Annotated in this window: 11 protein-coding genes and 1 tRNA gene; 4 read left to right on the top strand and 8 right to left on the bottom strand. The window is 63.8% G+C overall.

Annotation, left to right across the window (positions count from 1 at the left end):
* Positions 1-189, top strand: a 189-nt coding sequence (locus tag Q4G32_RS00005; protein ID WP_303348340.1) for a hypothetical protein, incomplete at its 5' end; no start/stop codon positions are given.
* Here Q4G32_RS00005 and Q4G32_RS00010 read toward each other — a convergent pair.
* The 3 genes from Q4G32_RS00010 to Q4G32_RS00020 all read right to left on the bottom strand — a co-directional run bounded on the left by Q4G32_RS00010 (position 168) and on the right by Q4G32_RS00020 (position 4,678).
* Positions 168-244 (bottom strand) — tRNA-Met (locus Q4G32_RS00010). The two genes, Q4G32_RS00005 and Q4G32_RS00010, sit on opposite strands and share 22 nt — an antisense overlap.
* Positions 245-460: 216 nt before the next feature.
* Positions 461-3,544 (bottom strand): UPF0182 family membrane protein, encoded by a 3,084-nt coding sequence (locus Q4G32_RS00015; protein ID WP_303348341.1) that lies wholly within the window; start codon positions 3,542-3,544, stop codon positions 461-463.
* A gap of 72 nt (positions 3,545-3,616) precedes the next feature.
* Positions 3,617-4,678, bottom strand: coding sequence for a YlbL family protein (locus Q4G32_RS00020; protein ID WP_303348342.1), 1,062 nt, complete (start codon positions 4,676-4,678; stop codon positions 3,617-3,619).
* A 141-nt stretch (positions 4,679-4,819) separates the two neighbouring features.
* Here Q4G32_RS00020 and Q4G32_RS00025 point away from each other — a divergent pair, with 141 nt between their 5' ends.
* Positions 4,820-6,286, top strand: a complete 1,467-nt coding sequence (locus Q4G32_RS00025) for a zinc-dependent metalloprotease (protein ID WP_303348343.1) — start codon at positions 4,820-4,822, stop codon at positions 6,284-6,286.
* Positions 6,287-6,288: 2 nt separating this feature from the next.
* Here the strand turns inward: Q4G32_RS00025 and Q4G32_RS00030 are convergent, their stop codons facing one another.
* Positions 6,289-6,855, bottom strand: a complete 567-nt coding sequence (locus Q4G32_RS00030; RefSeq protein WP_303348344.1) for a M48 metallopeptidase family protein — start codon at positions 6,853-6,855, stop codon at positions 6,289-6,291.
* A gap of 148 nt (positions 6,856-7,003) precedes the next feature.
* On the opposite strand from Q4G32_RS00030, the gene Q4G32_RS00035 reads away from it, so the two are divergent.
* Positions 7,004-7,846: a hypothetical protein gene (locus Q4G32_RS00035; protein ID WP_303348345.1), complete on the top strand. Its 843-nt coding sequence runs from the start codon at positions 7,004-7,006 to the stop codon at positions 7,844-7,846.
* A gap of 62 nt (positions 7,847-7,908) precedes the next feature.
* Here Q4G32_RS00035 and Q4G32_RS00040 read toward each other — a convergent pair whose 3' ends face one another.
* Positions 7,909-9,810 (bottom strand): ATP-dependent helicase, encoded by a 1,902-nt coding sequence (locus Q4G32_RS00040; RefSeq protein WP_303348346.1) that lies wholly within the window; start codon positions 9,808-9,810, stop codon positions 7,909-7,911.
* Between the two features lie 3 nt (positions 9,811-9,813).
* Positions 9,814-10,836, bottom strand: coding sequence for an NAD(+) diphosphatase (gene nudC / locus Q4G32_RS00045; protein WP_303348347.1), 1,023 nt, complete (start codon positions 10,834-10,836; stop codon positions 9,814-9,816).
* Between the two features lie 116 nt (positions 10,837-10,952).
* Between nudC and Q4G32_RS00050 the strand changes: the two genes are divergently transcribed.
* The gene (locus Q4G32_RS00050; RefSeq protein ID WP_303348348.1) at positions 10,953-12,038 is read left to right on the top strand and encodes a macrolide 2'-phosphotransferase; all 1,086 of its coding nucleotides are present in this window, start codon (positions 10,953-10,955) and stop codon (positions 12,036-12,038) included.
* Here the strand turns inward: Q4G32_RS00050 and Q4G32_RS00055 are convergent.
* Positions 12,022-15,546, bottom strand: coding sequence for an ATP-dependent helicase (locus tag Q4G32_RS00055; protein WP_303348349.1), 3,525 nt, complete (start codon positions 15,544-15,546; stop codon positions 12,022-12,024). The genes Q4G32_RS00050 and Q4G32_RS00055 overlap by 17 nt on opposite strands.
* A 59-nt stretch (positions 15,547-15,605) precedes the next feature.
* Complete coding sequence (locus Q4G32_RS00060; protein ID WP_303348350.1) at positions 15,606-19,010, bottom strand: ATP-dependent helicase; 3,405 nt, start codon at positions 19,008-19,010, stop codon at positions 15,606-15,608.
* Positions 19,011-19,167: the final 157 nt, after the last annotated feature.

Consider the following 19,167-nt stretch of genomic DNA (forward strand, 5'->3'; position numbering starts at 1 on the left):
CGAGAAGATCATCAGCTCAGAGGAGATCTGAGCCCACCTGATACAAGCCGTGCGCTGTTTGATACCTCATCAGCGCTGATGAGGTATCAAACTGCGCACGGCTTTCCAGGACTGGCACAAAGCAAGAACCCCTCACCCAGATCAAATCTTGGTGAGGGGTTCTTCTGTGGTTGCGGGGGCAAGATTTGAACTTGCGACCTCTGGGTTATGAGCCCAGCGAGCTACCGAACTGCTCCACCCCGCGGCGACAGATGAATACTCTACGCATCTGGACCCCACGGTGCAAATCGAGGGGCCCTCCCCCGCGGAAACCGCGATGGAGGGCCCCAAGATCATGCACTCACTGGCTCGGTGCCACCGAGCTCACCCCCGCCCGTGGGCCTTCCCATGAGGGAGGGGCTCACTGGCTCGGTGCCGCTGAGCTCACCCCCGCCCGTGGGCCTTCCCATGAGGGAGGGGCTCACTGGCTCGGTGCCACCGCACCCTCTCCAGCTGCGGGAGTTGCGGAGACCCCGTCAGCTTCCAGTGCGCGGTTGAGGGCGTCCTGCAGTCGATCCTGCGCCTCACCGTAGGCAGCCCAGTCCCCGTCCTCCATGGCGGTCTGGGAATCGCGCATGGCAGAGGAGGCATCGTTAAGGGCTTCATCCAGGGAGGTGCCCCCGGTGGCCGTGGGAGACGGCGACGGCGACGCCGTCTCACCCTCCGTGGGCACAGCATCCTGACCCGCGGCCTCCGCCGCCTGGGATTCGCTCACACCGGCACCCTGTACGGTCTGGGCCCCGGAGTCACCACCGAAGACCTGGTCCAGGGACTCCTCCAGCGTGGGAGCAAAGCCCACTTCCTCACCGTAACTGACCAGCACACGCCGCAGCGTGGGATAGCCGGATTCACCGGAGGAACGCACGTAGACCGGCTGGATGTAGAGCACACCGTCATTGACGGGCAGCGCCAACATGTTGCCGTTGATCACTTCCGAACCACCTTGGCGCAGCAAGTTCAACGCGGAGGACACTTCCGTGTCCGAGTTGAAATTGTTTTGCGCCTGGCCAGGCCCCGGAACCACCGAGCTACGGGGCAGTTCCAGAAGCGTCATTTGACCGTAGGTATCGGCCTTGACACCATCCTCACCCGTTCCCGCGTCACCGTTGGCGGAGAGGTAGCCGTACAGCACGTTACGGGTGTTCTCCCCCTGGTTTTGCTGCGGAATGAACGGCGTGGTCAGTGAGAAGCTGGCTTGCTCCTCCCCGGGCATCTGCAGGGACAAGTAGTACGGCGGGATGGCCGTGGAGTTGTCACTGGTGGGATCGTTCGGGATGGACCAGACATCGTCCCCGGCGTAGAAGCTGTTGGCCTGGGTCACGTGGTAGGTGTTCAACAGTTCACGCTGCACCTTGAAGATGTCCTCCGGGTAACGCACGTGATCCATGAGCTCAGCAGACATCTCCGAATACGGCTTGACGGTGTCCGGGAAGATGTTCTGCCACGCCTGCAGCACGGGATCCTGATCATCCCAGGCGTAGAGGTCCACGGAGCCGTCGTAAGCATCCACGGTGGCCTTCACGGAGTTGCGCATGTAATTCACGCGTTCGTTGGGCAACTGTGCGGTGGCACCTTCAGCCGTGGCCGTGTCAGCAGTCGCCTCCTGAAGCTGCATGGGCGTGGAATAGGGGTAGCTGTTGGAGGTGGTGTAGGCATCCACGATCCACTTGACCCGACCGTCAATGATCGCAGGGTACGGGTTGCCGTCCACTGTCAGGTAAGGAGCCACCTGAGACACACGGTCCCGCGGGTTGCGGTCATAGAGGATCTGGGATTCCGGACGCACGGCGTCCGAGAACAACAGATCCGATGACTGGAACCGAATGGCGTAGGAGAGCCGGTTCAGTGGGCTGCCCACGTTGGGACCGCCGTCGCCCTGGAAAGTGGTGTTGACGTCCTGACCTTCATCATCCGTGGTGGACGGACGGTCCAGCTCCAGGTCCTCGTCCCCTTCTGCTCCGCCGACCACCGAGTATTCGGGTGACTGCTGGCCAAAGTAGATCCTCGGCTCATAGTCCTCAGAGATTGCACCCTGGGCCAGAATCCCGCCCTGGATGAAGGAGGGCCGGCCATCCGACTGCACCCGGTCACCGTAAGCGGCAATCAACCCATAACCGTGGGTGTAGACCACGTGCTGGTTGTACCAGGAATCAGAGGTGTTGATATTGAGTTCACGGGCGGCCAGAACGGTGTCCTGCACCTCCCCGTCCAATTCATAGCGGTCCACGTTCAGGGTGGCCGGGAAGTCGTAGTACGGGCGGAACTGCTGCAACTGAGCAAATGCCGGGGAGACCACATTGGGGTCCAGCAAACGAATGTTGCTGGTGGTCTGGGCGTAGTCCGCCAGATCCCCTTCCCCGGCATCCACGGTGGCCGCGTAAGCCTCCGTGGTGATCTCATCCAGCCCAAAGGCTTGGCGGGTGCTGTCAATGTTGCGCTGAATGTAAGGGTTCTCCACGGACTGCTCCGTGGGCGTGACCTGGAACCGCTGCACCAGGGAGGGGTAGATTCCACCGGCGACGACGGCGACCACCACCAACATGGCGGTTCCGATCAGCGGCAACCGCCACCGTCCGATGATGGCGGAAACCACAAAGAGCACGGCCACCAGGACAGCGGCGATGGCCAGGATGGCCCGAACCGGGATCACGGCATTGACGTCCGTGTAGAGCGCACCGGTCCAGGACCCGGAGGTGGACTGGAGGGTGGCGTAGCGGTCCAGCCAGAAGTTCACACCCTGCAGGACCAGGAACAGAGCCGCAGTGACGGCCAGTTGAACCCGAGCCGCGGTGCTGAACTTCAGCCCCTTTTCCGTGATCCGGATGCCTCCGTAGATGTAATGCACCAGCACGGCGCCGATGGCGCACAGCAACATCACGGAGACCAGGAAACCCAACAGCAACCGCAGGAACGGCAGGGTGAAAACCCAGAAGCCAACGTCCATGCCGAACTGCGGATCATCTTGTCCAAAGGGCACCTGGTTGAAGAACAACAGCACGGTTTCCCACTGCCCCGCCATGGTGGAGGCGGTGAACAGGCCGAACAACACCGGGATGGCCAACATGGCCAGCTTGCGCACCGGCTCCAACGCCTGCTGGTACCGGCGCAGGTTGTCATCTGCTGCGGCGGCTGCCGTTACGGGACGATTGCGATGCGCCAGCCAGAGGGACAGCCACAGCAACACGGCAACCACCAGAGCGGCCACCACAAAAATCACCGCGCGGGCAATGTTCTGGGTGACGAACACATTGAGGAAGCCCACCTGACGGAACCAGAGGATCTCCGTGTAGAGCTGAGTGAACGCAACAAAAGCCGCGATCAAGGCCACCACAATGGCCACGGTGATGAACAGGGGGCTGCGGCCCCTGCCGAGTTTACGGTTCGCCGCCCCTGTAGGTCGTGGCGATTTGGGGGGTCGAGGCGGTTCTGCCGCTCCTGCTGTCACGTCGGTCCTGGGCCTTCCCTGGGATCGGTCACGGGCTCGCGCAGACTGCGCGACCTCCATTCTGACCGGCGAAGGGCCTTCTGGGCAAAGTCTCCACCCAGTTTCGCCCCAGGCTTGACCCAGGTTGTGGCGTTATATCCCGCAGGACGGCAGTGCGCTCGGGCTCTCTCCGGAGGCCACAGATTCCAGGGCGCTGACCGCATCATCCAAATTCTCCACGGCCACCACCGTCATGCCATCAGGCTGGTTACCTCTGACTTCCGCGCAGTTCTCCACGGGAGCCAGGAAAATCTCCGCACCGGCTTCCCGTGCCCCCACCATCTTCTGGCGGATGCCACCAATCGGTCCAACATCCCCTCCCACGTCTATGGTCCCCGTTCCCGCAACGTGGGTGTCACCCCCCAGTGAGCCCGGAGTGAGTTCATCAATGACGCCGAGCGACAACATAAGCCCGGCGCTGGGACCGCCCACGTTCTCCAGGGCAAAGTTCACCTCAAACGGGAAATCGAACCCCCGCTCCAGATACACCCCCAGTTGTTGGTTGCCATCCGATTCAACCGTGGCCACCGTCAGTTCTTCCCGCCCACCGTCGCGGTCAACATCCAGGGTGACGGAGGCGTCGTCGTCGTTGTTCAGGGCCTCACGTAAGCCATCCAGGGAGGTGATCGGCTCCCCGTTGACGCTTTTGAGCACATCCCCGGCGCGCAGAGTGCCATCTGCGGGAGACCCGGGGACGACGTCGTACACGGTCAAGGTGGTGTCATACGACTCATCCAGGTGCTCCAAGGCAGAGGCCACCGCCAAATCCTGGGAGGAGTCCATGGCGGCAGTCCCGGAATTGCTGATTTCCTCCCGGGTGGCTGTGGGCGGGTACATGACCTCCTGCGGCAAAACCGCCTGGGTGGGTGCAAACCAGGAGTACATGGTGTCCAGAATGCGTGGACTGGCTCCGGGCCCACCCACCACGTACACGGTGGTGAAATCCAGCTGGGTGTCCGTGGGGTAGGTCTCCACACCCTCCAGCGTCATGACTTGCTTGCCATCTATCTGTCCCGTGGTGTCAAAAGCCGGACCGGGGCGCTCCAACACGTACGGGGTGGGTGACCAGGCGGCCACAATCAGCAGCACACCGGTGGCAATCATGGAACCGGATTCCAACCCCAGCCATCTGGGACGGGTGAAACGAGCAGACACGAAGCGATCCTTAACACGCATGCTTCCAGCGAACTGACGGCCTCCACTGGTGCCCATGCGCGTGCGAGTGGTTAGCCTGGACGCCTCATAGTAGGTCACTAAATCCTCAAGGCGAGGATCTGAAGGCGGGAGCGAGAACCCATGACTTCGCAGCCACCCAATTCCGGTCATGACCCGGAGAAGGATCCGGAGGACTCCGGAGAGAACAACAACCAGGACCCGTTCCAGGCCATGTTCCAGCAGTTCCTGGGCAACTCCGGCATGTCCCAAGAGGATCTGCAGAAAATGGGTATCCCCACGGATCCCGCCGGCATGCAAGCCATGTTTGCCCAAGTCCAGTCCATGTTTTCGGCGGGCCCATCCGATGGCCCCGTGAACTGGACAGCGGCCAAGGATCACGCCCGGCGGGTGGTGGCTTCAGCCGGTGATCCCAGCGTGGATGATGCCCAACGCAAGATTGTGGCCGATGCCGTCCAGCTGGCCCAGCTGTGGGTCGAGGACCACACCGCCTTTGGCTCGCCCGGTGCTGAGCCCAGTGCTTGGTCCCGGGCGGAATGGGTTGAAGCCACGTTTGAAACCTGGCAGCAGATCACAGCCCCCGTGGCCGAGTCCATGAGCAAGGCATTGACAGACTCCATCCAGGGCCAGCTGCCGGAAGAGATGGCAGGCATGTTGGGTGGGGCCTCCGGGATGTTGGCCAATGCCGGTTCCATGATGTTCGCCATGCAGTTGGGCCAGGTTCTGGGTGGGTTGGCCGCAGAAGTGGTGTCTTCCACTGACATCGGCTTCCCCCTGGCCAAAGACCGTGCCGCCATGCTGCCCCGCAATGTTCAGGAGTTCGGCAAGGACCTTGGTCTCCCGCAACAAGAAGTGGTGATTTATCTGGCGGTGCGGGAAGTGGCCTTGGCCAGGCTCTTCCACGCTGCGCCGTGGCTGCGGCAGTACGTAATCGACTTGATCACCACGTTCTCCGAAGAAATCCACATTGACATGGACCGGATTGAAGGTTTGGCCAGCCAGATTGACCCATCCGATCCCGCAGCCGTTCAGGAGGCTCTGGGGTCCGGAATGTTCATGCCCGAACAGACCCCTACGCAGAAAGCCACGCTCAACCGCCTGGAAACCATCCTGGCGCTGATTGAAGGCTGGGTGGATGTGGTGACCGTGCGGGCCACCACCAACCTGCCGGGGTCTGCCGCGCTGGCGGAAACCATGCGACGTCGTCGTGCCTCCGGAGGTCCGGCCGAGCACGCCTTCGGCTCCTTTGTGGGCTTGGAATTGCGCCCCCGCCGCATGCGGGAAGCCGCGGAGTTCTGGCGTTTCGTGGAGCAGCGGCGGGGTCTGGAGGACCGGGACGGGCTGTGGGATGCCCCCGAATTGCTGCCCACAGACGAGGATCTGGATGATCCCGCCGGCTACGAATCACGGCGCGGTCTGCTCACGGCCTCCGATGCCGAGTTCGACGCCGCCCTGGAAGAACTGCTGGGCTCCACCGAAGAATCCGCCCATGATGCTGCCGATGATTCCGACACCGGTGACAGCACAGACAGCTCCGATGGCGACACTCCGCCGGAGGGCACCGACCGTCCGGAGGCCGGTCAGAACTGAGGTCAGTCGCTGGATTCCGGATCACCCAAGGCCCAGGCCGCTCCGTCCAGGAACGCCTGGGCCTTGGCCATTCCCGGAAACCGCTGCTCCAGCTTGCGGAACTGGGGCCCGTGGTTGGCCTCCAGCAAATGGCAGAGTTCGTGGAAAATCACGGCATCCAGCACCCAGGACGGTGCCGTTCTCAATCGGCTGCTGATCCGGATGGTCCCCGTGGCCGGTGTGGCCGATCCCCAGCGGGTGTTCTGCCGGGTGGACCACGTGATACTGGTGGGTTCCGCCTGACCCCCCAGGTGTTGGCGGGACAGTTCACGGGCGCGATCGTGCAGGTGATCGTCCTGGCTGCGCTGCGAGCGCGCTGCGCTGGCCCGGGCGCGTTTGGTCACCAACTTGGCCACCAGTTCCTTCTCCCAGCGGGCCACTTCCCGTGCGGACATCCGGGCTGGTACCTGCAGGACCACCGTCTCCCCTGACCAGTGTGCAGACACAGTTTTCTTACGACGCGCGGAACGCTGCACGTCCACGGGTGGGTAAGCCTCTGATTCCGGGGTTGCTGTGGGTGGGGTGATCACTGTGCTGATGCTAGCCAACACCTCCGACACCACCGAGGACCGGTACTGGATTCCCCCAGAAAGACCTGTGGATAACTCCTTTGGCGGAAGTTTCACGGGCCACACTGGAGAGGCCCGGCCCGGTGGGTGAGGATTCCACGGAGCACCGGTGCCATCAACCCAGGGGGATTTTGTGGCCACTTCCGCCATTCCGGCAGCGCCCACCGCTCGGCACCCGAATTTGCGCGCGCCGCATCTGAGCGGCCAGAGGCTGCAGGAACGCACCCCGGCAGCGCAACTGCATCTGTTGTTCTTGGGATTGAGCCCCGTGACCGCTGCGGCGGCGATCCTCCTGGCCGGTTGTGGGGTGCGCGGCTTCACGGTGATCGACCCGCGTCCTGCCACGTGGTCGGATGCCACGGCCGGGGCTTTTGATCTGCCGGACATCGGCAGGGCGCGGGAGAACGGGGTGCGGCGTCGAATTTTGGCGGCCAACCCGCAAGCCATCGCCAGCGCCAACCCGGCCCGGTTTCCCACCACCGCTGTTGCCGGGGCGCTGGTCATCCGAGCCCGCAGCACCCTGCACAACGACGACGATCCCCGCCTGACCCGGGTGTCCAACCGGCTGATGGATGACCACCGCGTACTGGACGTGGTGAGTTTGGACGGGCATCCACCTGGCAGCACCATCTTGTGGCCACCCCGGCCCTGGTTCGCGCGAGCCTGTGACGAGTGTCTGCGAACGGCAGCGGGGATCAGTCCGCCCGAACCACTGCGTGTGGCACGTCATGAAGCCTGGCCTGCGCATACCGCCCTCACGGCAGCCGTGACGGCCCAACACATTTTGGCAGTCGCCACGTCTGGCACCAGCGGGCCAGCTGATGGACGCTCCACGGGTCAAGAGTCAGCGGAGTCGCAGCAGGTGACGGTCCTGCGGCCCGGGGCTCCGTTGAGTCAGGTGGAGTCCGTGCCAAGCCCGCAGCAGACCTGTGCTCTGTGTGCCTTCCCGTGAAAGCCGTGCGCAGTTTTACCCCATCAGCGCTGATGGGGTAAAACTGCGCACGGCTTGTTGGTTCAGCGTGATCTCCCTGGGCTGGGCAGCAGATCTTTGACAAAACGGGAGGCGCTGCGATTGGGCCGCCCACCCGGTGTGCGGGACAGGGACCAGGACAGCATCAGATGTTCACGGGCGCGGGTGATCCCCACGTAGAGCAGGCGGCGTTCTTCATCCACCTCATCGGCGGTTTCGGCAAAAGCGATGGGCACCAGGCCCTCGGTCAGGCCCACCAAGAACACGGCATCCCATTCCAGGCCCTTGGCCGAATGCAGGGAAGCCAGTGTGACACCTTCCACCGCCGGGGCGTCTTGCTGGGCGGCGCGGCGGCCCAGTTCCTCGGCCACATGCCGCAGCGTGAATTCCCCGGGGTGGGGTTGCCCCGCCACACGTGCGGATTCAACCGCCTCAGCGTGAGCCACAGCCATGCGGTCGGTCATGTCCACCAAGGCCGCCAGGGACTCCCAGGTCTCCCGAATCGCCCCGGTCACCCGTGGCGCCTTGGCTGACCAGCCCAAAGAACTGACCATGTCCCGCACGGTTTGGCCCACGGCATGAGGGTCTGCCCCCTGCCCGTCCACGGAGTGGTCTGGGTCCACCGCATGGGCGGCACTGCGAATCTGCAGAAGTGCCTGCCTGATTTCAGGCCGCCGGAAGAACTGTTCGGTACCGCGCAATTTGAACCCGATGCCGGCATCTGCCAGTGCCGTCTCATAAGCCTGGGCTTGCCCGTTGGTTCTGAACAGGACCGCTATTTCTGAGGCCGCGACCCCGTCATCCAACAAGTCTTGGATTCTGACGGCGACAGCTTGAGCTTCCAGTTGGTCGTCGTCGTATTCATTCCACGACGGCGCCGGGCCCGGCGCCCGCTGGCCCACCAGCTCCAGGGGGGTTGCCCAGGACCCCGGAGTGGAGTCCGCACCCGGGCGGCGGGCAGCCAGCAGACGGTTTGCGGTGTCCACGATCTGCGGGGTGGAGCGGTAATCCCGGACCAACTTCACCACGACTGCCTGGGGGTGACGGGTGCGGAACTCCAGCAGGTGCCGGGAGGTGGCCCCCGTGAAGGAGTAGATGGTCTGAGAAGCATCCCCCACCACACACAAGTCATCGCGTGGGCCCAGCCAGGCATCCAGAAGACGCTGTTGCAAGGGTGAAACGTCCTGGTACTCATCCACCACAAAGTGGCGGTACTGTTCCCGGACTGTGGCGGCGATCCTCTGGTCCTCTTCCAGAATGCCCACGGTCAGCAGCAGGACATCCTCAAAGTCGATCCGGTTGAGGTCCGTTTTGAGGTCTTCGTAGGTTTGCCACAACCGCGCGATGGTGCGGGGATCATGACCGGCAGGTAGCTCCAGATGCGTACCGGGTCCACCGGCGGCAGTTTCCGTGAGGGTTTGCACGTAGGTCTCCGGGGTCAGCATGGAGACCTTGGCTTTTTCAATGGCTCCGGCCAGATCTCGCACGGCTGCACGATCATTGCTCAGCCGCATGAAGCCCGCCGCCTGGGCCACCAGTTTGGCTTTGTGCTCGACCAGATCCGGGATGCTCCCTCCCACGGCCTGCGGCCAGAAATACTGGAGCTGACGCAAGGCTGCGGAGTGGAACGTACGGGCTTGAACGCCCTCGGCACCCAGGACGCGCAGACGGTGGCGCATTTCGTGGGCGGCACGTGCCGTGAAGGTCAGGGCCAAAACCTTCTGCGGGGTGTAAACACCGGTTGCTATCCCGTAGGCAATGCGGTGTGTGATGGCGCGAGTCTTGCCGGTGCCGGCGCCGGCCAAGATGCACACGGGGCCGCGTAAGGCCGTGGCTGCTTGACGCTGTTCCGGGTCCAGCCCGTCCAGGATGCGTTCGGGCAGCGAGCGGTCATCCCCCGCGATGACCGGAAACAGTGCCTGAGCGGCGGGGTCAGAGCTGATCATGGATCACCAGCCGGATTCCGGTAGTTCCTGCCCCAGCCAGTGCTCGATCAGGGCGCGGGCAATCGAGATCCTGCCGGGCAGCGTGATGCTGGATTCTTCGGCGGCCGTTTGCAGTTGGGCCCGGGTGAACCATTGCAGGTCCACGATTTCGTGCCCGTCGGGTTGGGTGTTGCCTTCCTCCAGACGAGCCGTGCAGCCGATCATCAGGGACCGTGGGAAAGGCCACGGCTGGGAGCCCAGGTAACGGACCTGCCCCACCGTGATGCCTGCTTCCTCCTGGACCTCCCGGACCACGGCCTGCTCAATGGACTCCCCCGGCTCCACAAATCCCGCCAACGTGGAGTACCTGTTACCCGTCCATGCAGCGGAGCGTCCCAACAGCAGACGTTCCTCCGGTGACCCCGGTGGACCATCCGTCACGGCCACAATGATGGCGGGGTCCGTACGGGGAAAGTGCAGGGAACCATCCTCCGGGCAGCGCCGCATCCACCCGGACCGCTGCACGGTGGTCACCTGGCCGCACCGGGGGCAGCGGGGGTGATCTTCATGCCACGCCGTGACAGCTTGAGCCGTCACGGCCAGGGCTGCGTGCTCGGGATCGGTGGCACTCAACCTGGTGGCGGCCCCGCGCAGCGTGGAGAACTCCAGGGGTTCTTCACGGTCAGCTGATTCCCGGTGGATGCGCTGAATCAGCTCCACGGCCTGAGCGGATGCAGCATGGGGCGCGGCCGCGGCGTCGTCGTCCCGGTCCTGGGCGAAGGTGCGCACAGTCACACCGCCGCTGCGCACCTCACCCAGGTACACCTCCGGGTGGGCGGCATCACCGTGATACGCGGGCAGGTCAGCGCGCGGGACCAGGACCAGGCGCCCGGCAGCCACCGGCATCCGGCCGTTGAGTATGACCAGGGTGTGCGTTGCGTGGGGGCGTTGATCGGCTTGGTCACGTTCAGCGCTGTGGCGATGCAGCGCTGACGCGGACAGGGGCAAAGATGCGGGGTCAAGTCCGATGGAATCTGGCTGAGACACCGTCTCACTCTAACGGCGCCGGCTCAGCTGCGCTTGCCTGAATCCACAGGCCGCCGTGTGGGCAGCTCCCGGTGACACGACACGTGCCGCTCCACTTGAACTGTAGGGTTATTCGCATGCGCGCAACACTGGAACATCTGGCAGCGGTGGCGGTGGCTGGGGTTCCGGGGATCGTACCGGTGTCCGTGGGGCCCTCCCCGGACGACGACGCCGATTTCCGCTCCGCGGTGGTCACCGATCAGGCGAATAAACGTTGGCGCGTGCGCAGCCCCCTGACCGATGAAGCCGGCATTCGGTTGGCAGCCGAGCACTCTGTTCTGCGAGCCTTCACCCCTCAGCTGCGAGCCAAGCTGCCCTTCCTGATTCCCACGGTGGTGGGGTCTGTGGAGGACCATCAGCGGCGTACCTTCATCTATTCACATCTGCCCGGGCGGCCCGTGCCCATCAGCAAGTTGGACTCTCTGGCAGATGCCGCACCCACGCGTCCTCAACCACCCAGCACTGAACCGGTCCCACCGGTCACCACCCAGATCGGCGCCCTACTGGCGGCCATCCACGATCTCCCCCGGGCCATGGTGATGGATGCAGACCTTCCCGCCTACAGCGCGGATCAGTGCCGGACTCGCATGCTCAATGAGCTCGATCAAGCCGCCACCACGGGGCTCATCCCAGCAGGTTTGCTCCAACGGTGGGAAAACGCCTTGGAGGACCGGACGCTGTGGCGCTTTTCCACCCACGTTGTCCACGGGGACTTGCATGAAGACAATCTGGTGGTGGATGGAAATCGGATCACCGCTGTCACGGGGTGGTCAGATGTTCACGTGGGTGATCCCGCCCTGGATTTCGCATGGCTGATCGGTGCCAATGACCTCAGTCTTGCCGAAGCCGTGGTGGCGGCCTATGCACGCTCCAGCCGTCAAGCACCGGACCCTCACCTGCTACGGAGGGCCCATCTGGAGGCGGAGTTCGCTCTGGCACGGTGGCTGGTGCGCGGCGTTGCCCGTGAACGCCCGGACATGGTGGCGGATGCTCAGCGGATGTTGGCCGTTTTGGAGACGGACGTGGAGGATTACGAAGAAGAACTGGTGGCAGGTGCCCCTGCTCAACCGGAGGATTCGGTGGCTGCCCGGACCGAACACGCCCGTTCGGCCCGGACTCACGCCCAGGACGATTCCCCGGAAGCCGTTACAGAGAACCGGTGATGATCGCCTCCAGACGGGTTTCATCCGCCAGATCATGCGGGCGCACGGTGCGGTCCGAGCCCACAAAGTAAAACGCTGCAGAGATCTGTTTCAGGTCCACGCTCATCAGACGCGACCACGCCAAGCGGTAGACGGCCAGTTGCACGGCCCGTTCGGCCAGATCCTTGGGACCGGGTGCACGCCCGGACTTCCAATCCACCAGTTCCCAGGTTCCATCCGGTTGCTTGAACACGGCATCAATGCGTCCGCGAACCGTCACCCCGGCCAGAGGTGTTTCGATGGGGTATTCCACCGCCCACGGCTGACGGTTGCCCCATTCACTGTTGCGGAACGTCTGGGCCAAAGCAGGTAGGTCATAGCCTTGATCCACAAAATCATCGGCACCGCCGGGTAGTTCATCCAGGTCAAAGATGGCCTGCGAATCAAAGTACTGCTCCACCCAGGCGTGGAAGGTGGTGCCTGCCCGTGCGGAGACGGACGGCTTGCGCGGCATGGGGCGGCGTAATTGAGCGGCAACGGCTGCTGGGTCTTTACCGAGTTCCACAACCGTGGAGGCGGAAACGTGGGTGGGCATGGCCAGCTCCGGCTTGCGCCGCGGATTCTGATGGGCTGCCAGCAGCACGCGAGCTTCCTCAACCCATTGCCGTACTTCTTGTTGCTGCTGCGTGTCCGCCTGCTGCATCAGATCGGTATCCGTGAGGCCTCGGTGTTCGGCAAAGCCACCGCGCCGGACCGCTTGTGCCACCCGCTCCACGTGGATGCGGCGGCCGGCGTGAACAGGTGCATGGATCACGCGGTTTTCCTGCGGGGTTCCGGCCGCGGTGATTTCCGTGACGGTGGGGCCTTCCAATGGGTCATAGGGCCATGCGGCCTCCAGAATCCGTGACCCGGATGGATTCTTCTGGTTGTCCTCTGGTTCTGCCCACTCCTGCTTGTGGATGATGGGGGTGGAACCGGCACTCCCCTCCATGAGGGGGGCCAGATCATCGAAGAACGCTGATGGCTCTCTGCTGCCGTTGGCTGTGCCCGCAAACACCGTGCAGGACAGAGCCAGATGGCTACGAGCCCGGGTAAAGGCCACGTACATCAATCGGCGGTCTTCTCCACGATCATGATGGTCACCGTCCGCCAGAAAAATCTCCATGGATTCATTGAGCGTTTTGACGTTGGTGTTGTCCACCGCCCACTGCGGTAGATGGTGGCGGTCACCGCGTAACGGCCAGGGCACGCTGTCTGGATGCTTTGTCCAAGCCGATGCCTCCCTGCTCTGCTGTTTCTTGTCCTTCTGGTTCAGACCCGGCACATACACGTGGTCCCACTCCAACCCCTTGGAGGCGTGCATGGTCAGAATCTGCACCGCGTGGGGGTCAGGCTCTGACTGAGCCACATCCGGATTCTCCTGAGCCGCTGCCACGTTCAGCCACCCCAGGAACGCAGAAACATCCTGGGAGCCGGTGGCGCCCACATAGGTGACGGCAAGGTCCTGCAGGGCATCCAAGTTGCCCCGGCCCTCAACTCCGGACGATTCGGGGCGGGCGGCCACCTCAATGTCCAAGCCCAGAGTTCGTTCAACCGCAGCCAGCACGCCGGTCAAGTCCTCGGAAAGCCAAGACCGAAGACCGTGCAGCTCCTGAGCGAACTCCTCCATGCGCTGCCGAGCCACGGGGGTCAGACTCCGCCCGGCCTTGGAAATCCAGTCTTCTGGTGGCAAGAACTCCACAGCTTCCACCAAGGACGCCAGATCAACGCTGTCAGCCTCCACCACATTTTCGGCCTTGGCGCCGGCTAGCTCCGGCTCCTGTTCCTCTGACGCAACGTCCTCCAAGGCCACCCCGAGTTGAGCCGCCCGCGTGCGACGTCGTTCCAGGTGAGAAGCCCAATCACCCAAGGCCACCATGTCACGGGCGCCGATTCGCCAGCGGGCACCCGTCAACAAGCGAGCCAGGGCATCGGAGCGGCCCGGGTCCGTGAGCACCTGCAGAGTGGCAATCACATCCGCCACCTCCGGGACTTCCAGGAGACCTCCGACACCAACCACTTGGTAAGCAATGCCGGCCGCCGCCAGCTCCCGGCGAATGGGCTCAAACTGCGAGCGCGAGCGACACAGCACCGCCACGGTGGGGTACGACTGCTGAGGGTCCGCCTCAGCCCGAGTCTCCTGAATGGCGTGAGCGATGGCTTGGGCTTCGTCGTCGTCCGTCAGATACCGGTTGGCCGTGACCTTACCGGCCCCGGCCCCGGGGCGTGCGTCCAACTGCGGAACTTCCTGCAACCCGTCGCCGGTGGTCACAGCCCACGGCGGCGGAGTCCGCAATGGTTTGGCCACTGCATTGGCGGTGTCCAAGATACTGGTGTCATTACGCCATGCCGTGGTGAGGAATCCGGGAATGGATCGTTCGCCCGTGCCGGTGGGGAACCACCGGTCAAAGCTGAAGAGCTGCCCGGCGGAGGCTCCACGGAAGCCGTAGATGGACTGCTGTGGATCACCCACCGCCATGACGGAATGGCCGCCCCCGAAGAGGGAGGCAAAGAGCACCATCTGAGCGTGTGAGGTGTCCTGGAACTCATCCAACAGGACCACTTTGAACCGTTCACGTTCCAGGGCCCGGGCTGCGGGGTCTTCTCTGGCAATCCGAGCGGCGCGGCTGAGGAGGTCCCCAAAGTCCATGGTTTCGTTGTGACGCTTGATGCTGTCAAAACGCTCCACCATCCGCGCCAGGATTCGCAGGCGTTCCAACGTCGCTACGGCCTTCTTCACCCCGTCTCCGAATGAGGTTTGGTCTCGCCCGCCAGGTTCGTCGCTCGTGTACCGGGGAACATCACGCAGCTGGGGCAGGATGTCATCTGCAAATTCCTCCAGCTGGGAGGCCGTCAACAGGTGTTCCGCAGCGCCGGAACTGAGGGTGAGGATTTGTTCGGTCAATGTTGTGGCGTTGAAATTGTCCTTGACCTCCCCGTCCCAGCTTTCCACCAGGCTTCGTACCATCTGCCAAGCCTGGGCCTGGCCAAGTTGAACGGTCTCCGCCTCCACACCAATGCGCAGCCCGTAGGTGCGCACCAGCGTGTTGGCGTAGGAGTGATAAGTCAGCACGGTGGGCTCCGCGGAGGTGGGGTCGTGTGCAGTGGAACCCCCGGTCAAACGGTCACCAGGTGACTCAGCGGCCTCTTGGGCCTGGTCCGCCAAGGGCTCCACCACCAGCCCCTTGGACCGCAGAACACTCAATCGACCGCGCACACGGTCGCGCAGTTCACCGGCAGCTTTTCGGGTGAAGGTCACACCCAGCACTTGGTCCGGGCGGACAATTCCGTTGGCCACCAACCACACCACCCGGTCCACCATGGTGGCGGTCTTGCCCGAACCTGCGCCCGCTACCACCAACTTGGGCGTGAGTGGAGCCGCAATGACCTCCGCCTGTTGTTCAGTGGGTTGATTGCCGCCCAGCGCTTGGGCCAATTCCTGCGGGGAGAAACGCGGTTCAATCCCGCCGTACGGGTGCTGTGAGGGCATGGGCTGTTGCCTTTCCGGCGACGAATGAGAACGTTGGGTTGAGTCATCCCGCTGATGATTCATGACGTCACCTGCCTGCCTGCGCTGCACAACGGGCAGACACCGGGCAGTCGGCACTTGCGGCCGAAGGCACCGGAGTTCTCAGCGGTGTGCCGAGCCACGAATTCATGTCCCGCCACCAACTGTGCAGCGGATGAAATCAGTTCCTGGGCCCAGGTTTCATCCTCTGACATGGGCTGTTGAGTGCGAACGCTCACGCTGACGGATGTGGTGCCCAACTGCACCAGAACGGCACCGCCGGGTACCGCGCTACCGGGCTGGGCGACGTCGATCTCCAAGGGTGCTTGTACCTGGGCCTCACTCTCAGCCTCAGACTCGGCGTTGGCCTGGGCTGCCATCGCTTCCCCGGCGCCGGCTGCCAAAGCCACCTGATACGTGCCCAGCTGCGGATGCTCATTCACCGTGCGGGCAGAGATGTCTGCCGCGCCGGTTTTGAGATCCACCACCACATAACGGCCCTGCTCATCGACTTCCAGGCGATCCACCCGGCCCCGTAACAAAGCATCCCGCGCTCCACCGGTGATCAGGACACTGAAGGAGCCCTCCACCGCCACCAGCTCTCGTTTGTGTTTTGAGCGGGCTTCTATGGCGTACTGGGCAAATTTGCGCAGCATGAGCTCGGCCCGTTGTTTGAGGTGCTCCGACTCCCAGTTCTGGGGCAGTCCCAGTTCAGGCCAGCGCCGGTCCAGTTCACGGACGAGTTCAGAGCTGGGTGCATTCGGCGCCGCCTCCGCAATGGCGTGCACCAAGGTGCCCAAACTCCTGGCGGTGTCCGTGGCAGCTTCGGCACGGGCCACCGAAACCCACCAGTCCAGCGGGGACCGTGTGATGGTCTCCACACGGGACGGTGACACCGGGACTGGTTCCCCAGGGTCCAGGACCGGTTCTTGGGTGGACAGTTCCAGCAGCCCCCACCAATCCTTGGGGTCGGCCCCGGGCACGGGGGTTTGCGAGCGAGCAAAGTGATGCAAAATCCGCGCGGCGGCCTCCGCACGGAGCTCATCGGGGCTCTGCGCCGCTGCCCGCAGCTGAGCGGTCAATGCCGGCAGAGTCAACGGCCTGGGAGCAGTCAGCACCGGCCGGGCCTGGTCACCAGCCTCCGGGTGGAAGGTGAGCTCCCAGGGGTCAATGAGCCCCAGGAACTCGGAAGGTTCGTTGTCCTGGTCGGCCACAGCCGTGACCACCAAGCAGTCCGATGCTCGGGAGACGGCAGTGGAAAAGCTGCGCAGTTCGTCGTATCTCACCACGTTGAGCCGAGTCACGGGTGAGGTGGCAGCTGCCACCTCCGTGCCCAATTCAGCCGCATCCGCCAGCAGATCGGTGCCCAGCAGCTGCCCGCGCAGTGTCGTGTTGGGCCACTGCCCCTCCTGCACTCCTGCCACGTACACCACGGGCCACTGGCGACCGGCAGCGGTGGCCGGGGTCATGATTTCCACGGAGGCCAACGACGGCGCCCTGGCCGCCAAGGTGTCCATGGGCAGTTCTTGCAGTTCCAGAAAGTCCAGGAACTCGGCAGCACCAGCCCCGGGCAGATGGTCCACAAACCGCTCGGCCATTTCAAACAGCCCCACCACCGCGTCCAGATCCCGGTCTGCTCGCCGTCCTGCTTCACCACCCGCCAATGCGGTCTTTTGCCAGGTGGAGGCTACCCCGGCGGCCTCCCACAGAGCCCACAGCACGGTCTCCGCGGTGGCGTTGGGTTGTGTCAGTGCGTGCCGTCCGGCCTGCAGCATCCGAGCCACGCGCGTGGCTGGTGTGGAGCGCACCCCAGCTGTCTCCAAGGCACCGGGTCTGATCAAGGCCTCCACCAGCAGCCGGTCTGAATTGCGTCCCCCGCCATCACGGATCTCGGCGTAGCGCAACCGTTGCCGGAGTCTACGAATGTCCATGGCGGTGGCAGCCCCGATGCGCGAAGTCAGCAATTCCACGGCCTGGGCAGCTTCCAAGACGTCATGTGCACGTTGGGAGGACGGCTCGTCTTGCTCCACGGACTGGCCCGGGTGGTCGGTGGTCTCCGGGAGTTCTCCGCGCGCACCGGCCTCCCCCACCTCTGGGTGCTGTGCTGCGACCCTTTCAGCCAGTTCCGCGGCTACAACCAGACGCAATGCTGCCAGGATGGGCCGTACCGCTGGTTCATCCCTGATGGGAGTCTCTGCAGCCGCGGTTGTCACGGGGATACCCAGACTTTCCAACTGACGCTGAAGTCCACGCAACATGGCACTGTTGCGCACAATCACCGCAACACCTTCCAGGCTTTGCCCCTCCAGCAAATGACGGCGGAGAATATCGGCACCGATCCAGCGCGCCTCATGGGTGGTGGATGCCAACACAGTTGCTTGCACTTGGCACCCGTCCTCCGTCCCATCTGTTGGTGCCACGCGGAGGTTGTGTGCCGTCACGGCGGGGATCCGCTGCGCCACCCGCTGCCAGGCCCGGTGCACGGGGGCACCCATCCGGTGGTTGTGCCTCAGCACCACAGATGCCATGGGCTGCTGATCCCGCCCCAGCGAATGCACTGCGTCACGCAGTGCCTCCGGCCGTGCACCACGGAAGCCTTGGACGACTGTGTCGGGGCAGGCAGTGGCCACCAGGTCTTGACCTGCACACAACACCCGCAACAGCCGATGGATGGATCGTGTGGCCTCCTGAAGGTCATCCACGATCACCAGTTCCAGCCGTTGCTGTTCCTCCGCCAGGAATTCGGGGTGATTCTCCAGCACCCGCGCGGCCTCAGTCACCAGAGCGGCGGGGTCAAAGGTTTCCGGCATGCGCAGCCTTCGGACCGCCTGGTACTCCTCCCGGAATCGCGCGGCCACAGCCCATTCAGGTCGGCCCAACTCCTTACCCAGTTGGCGTAGCTGATCCGGGGAAATGTCGTGTTCAGACATACGGTCAAACAATTCGCGTATTTCTGCCCGGAATCCACGAGTTGCCACGGCCTCACCCAAACTCGGTGGCCAGACGACGGCGGCTCCCAACCCCCGCGCCTGACCATCCATGAGTTCACGAATCAGAACGTCTTGTTCGGGGCCCGACAACAATTTGGGCGGATTCTCCACACCGGGCAGCAAGCCACGCAGGTGCGCCCTGCGGAGGAGGTCAAACGCATACGCCTGCCAGGCCCTCACCGGTGGGGTTGAGATGGTGGCACCGGCAGTTGCCGCCAACTGATCCCTGAAACGAGCGGCGGAGGCACGGCTGGGCGTCAGGACCAGCAGGTTCTCCGACGACATTCCAGCTGCCAGCCGCCGGGCTGCCAGTGCCAACACTGCGGTGGTTCGTCCAGTACCGGGAGCCCCCCAGACCATGACCGGGCCACAGCCGGATTTCAGATCAGCAATGGTGCGCTGTTCGGCGTCAAGGTGGTTCACCATTCCACCTTCTTGGAGCCCTTGTTCGGTCATGGCACCATCCCACCACGGACCCCAGACAACACAAGCGGGGGTTGTTCGGCTCTCACCGGCCAGCTGACGCCGTGCGGTGGTGGTGAATACCGCTACTCAACCGACACAATCCCGACGCGACTAGCCATGTTGTTCAGGAGAAGCTACGTTGAGCCCC

The sequence above is a fragment of the Kocuria sp. genome (genome assembly GCF_030538595.1).
GTDB lineage: Bacteria > Actinomycetota > Actinomycetes > Actinomycetales > Micrococcaceae > Kocuria.

Excerpts from the sequence above, each read along its gene's own strand:
- Q4G32_RS00015 (WP_303348341.1), bottom strand. The coding sequence starts at position 3,544 with ATGGAGGTCGCGCAGTCTGCGCGAGCCCGTGACCGATCCCAGGGAAGG.
- Q4G32_RS00025 (WP_303348343.1), top strand. The coding sequence starts at position 4,820 with ATGACTTCGCAGCCACCCAATTCCGGTCATGACCCGGAGAAGGATCCG.
- Q4G32_RS00040 (WP_303348346.1), bottom strand. The coding sequence starts at position 9,810 with ATGATCAGCTCTGACCCCGCCGCTCAGGCACTGTTTCCGGTCATCGCG.
- Q4G32_RS00050 (WP_303348348.1), top strand. The coding sequence starts at position 10,953 with ATGCGCGCAACACTGGAACATCTGGCAGCGGTGGCGGTGGCTGGGGTT.
- Q4G32_RS00055 (WP_303348349.1), bottom strand. The coding sequence starts at position 15,546 with ATGCCCTCACAGCACCCGTACGGCGGGATTGAACCGCGTTTCTCCCCG.
- Q4G32_RS00060 (WP_303348350.1), bottom strand. The coding sequence starts at position 19,010 with ATGACCGAACAAGGGCTCCAAGAAGGTGGAATGGTGAACCACCTTGAC.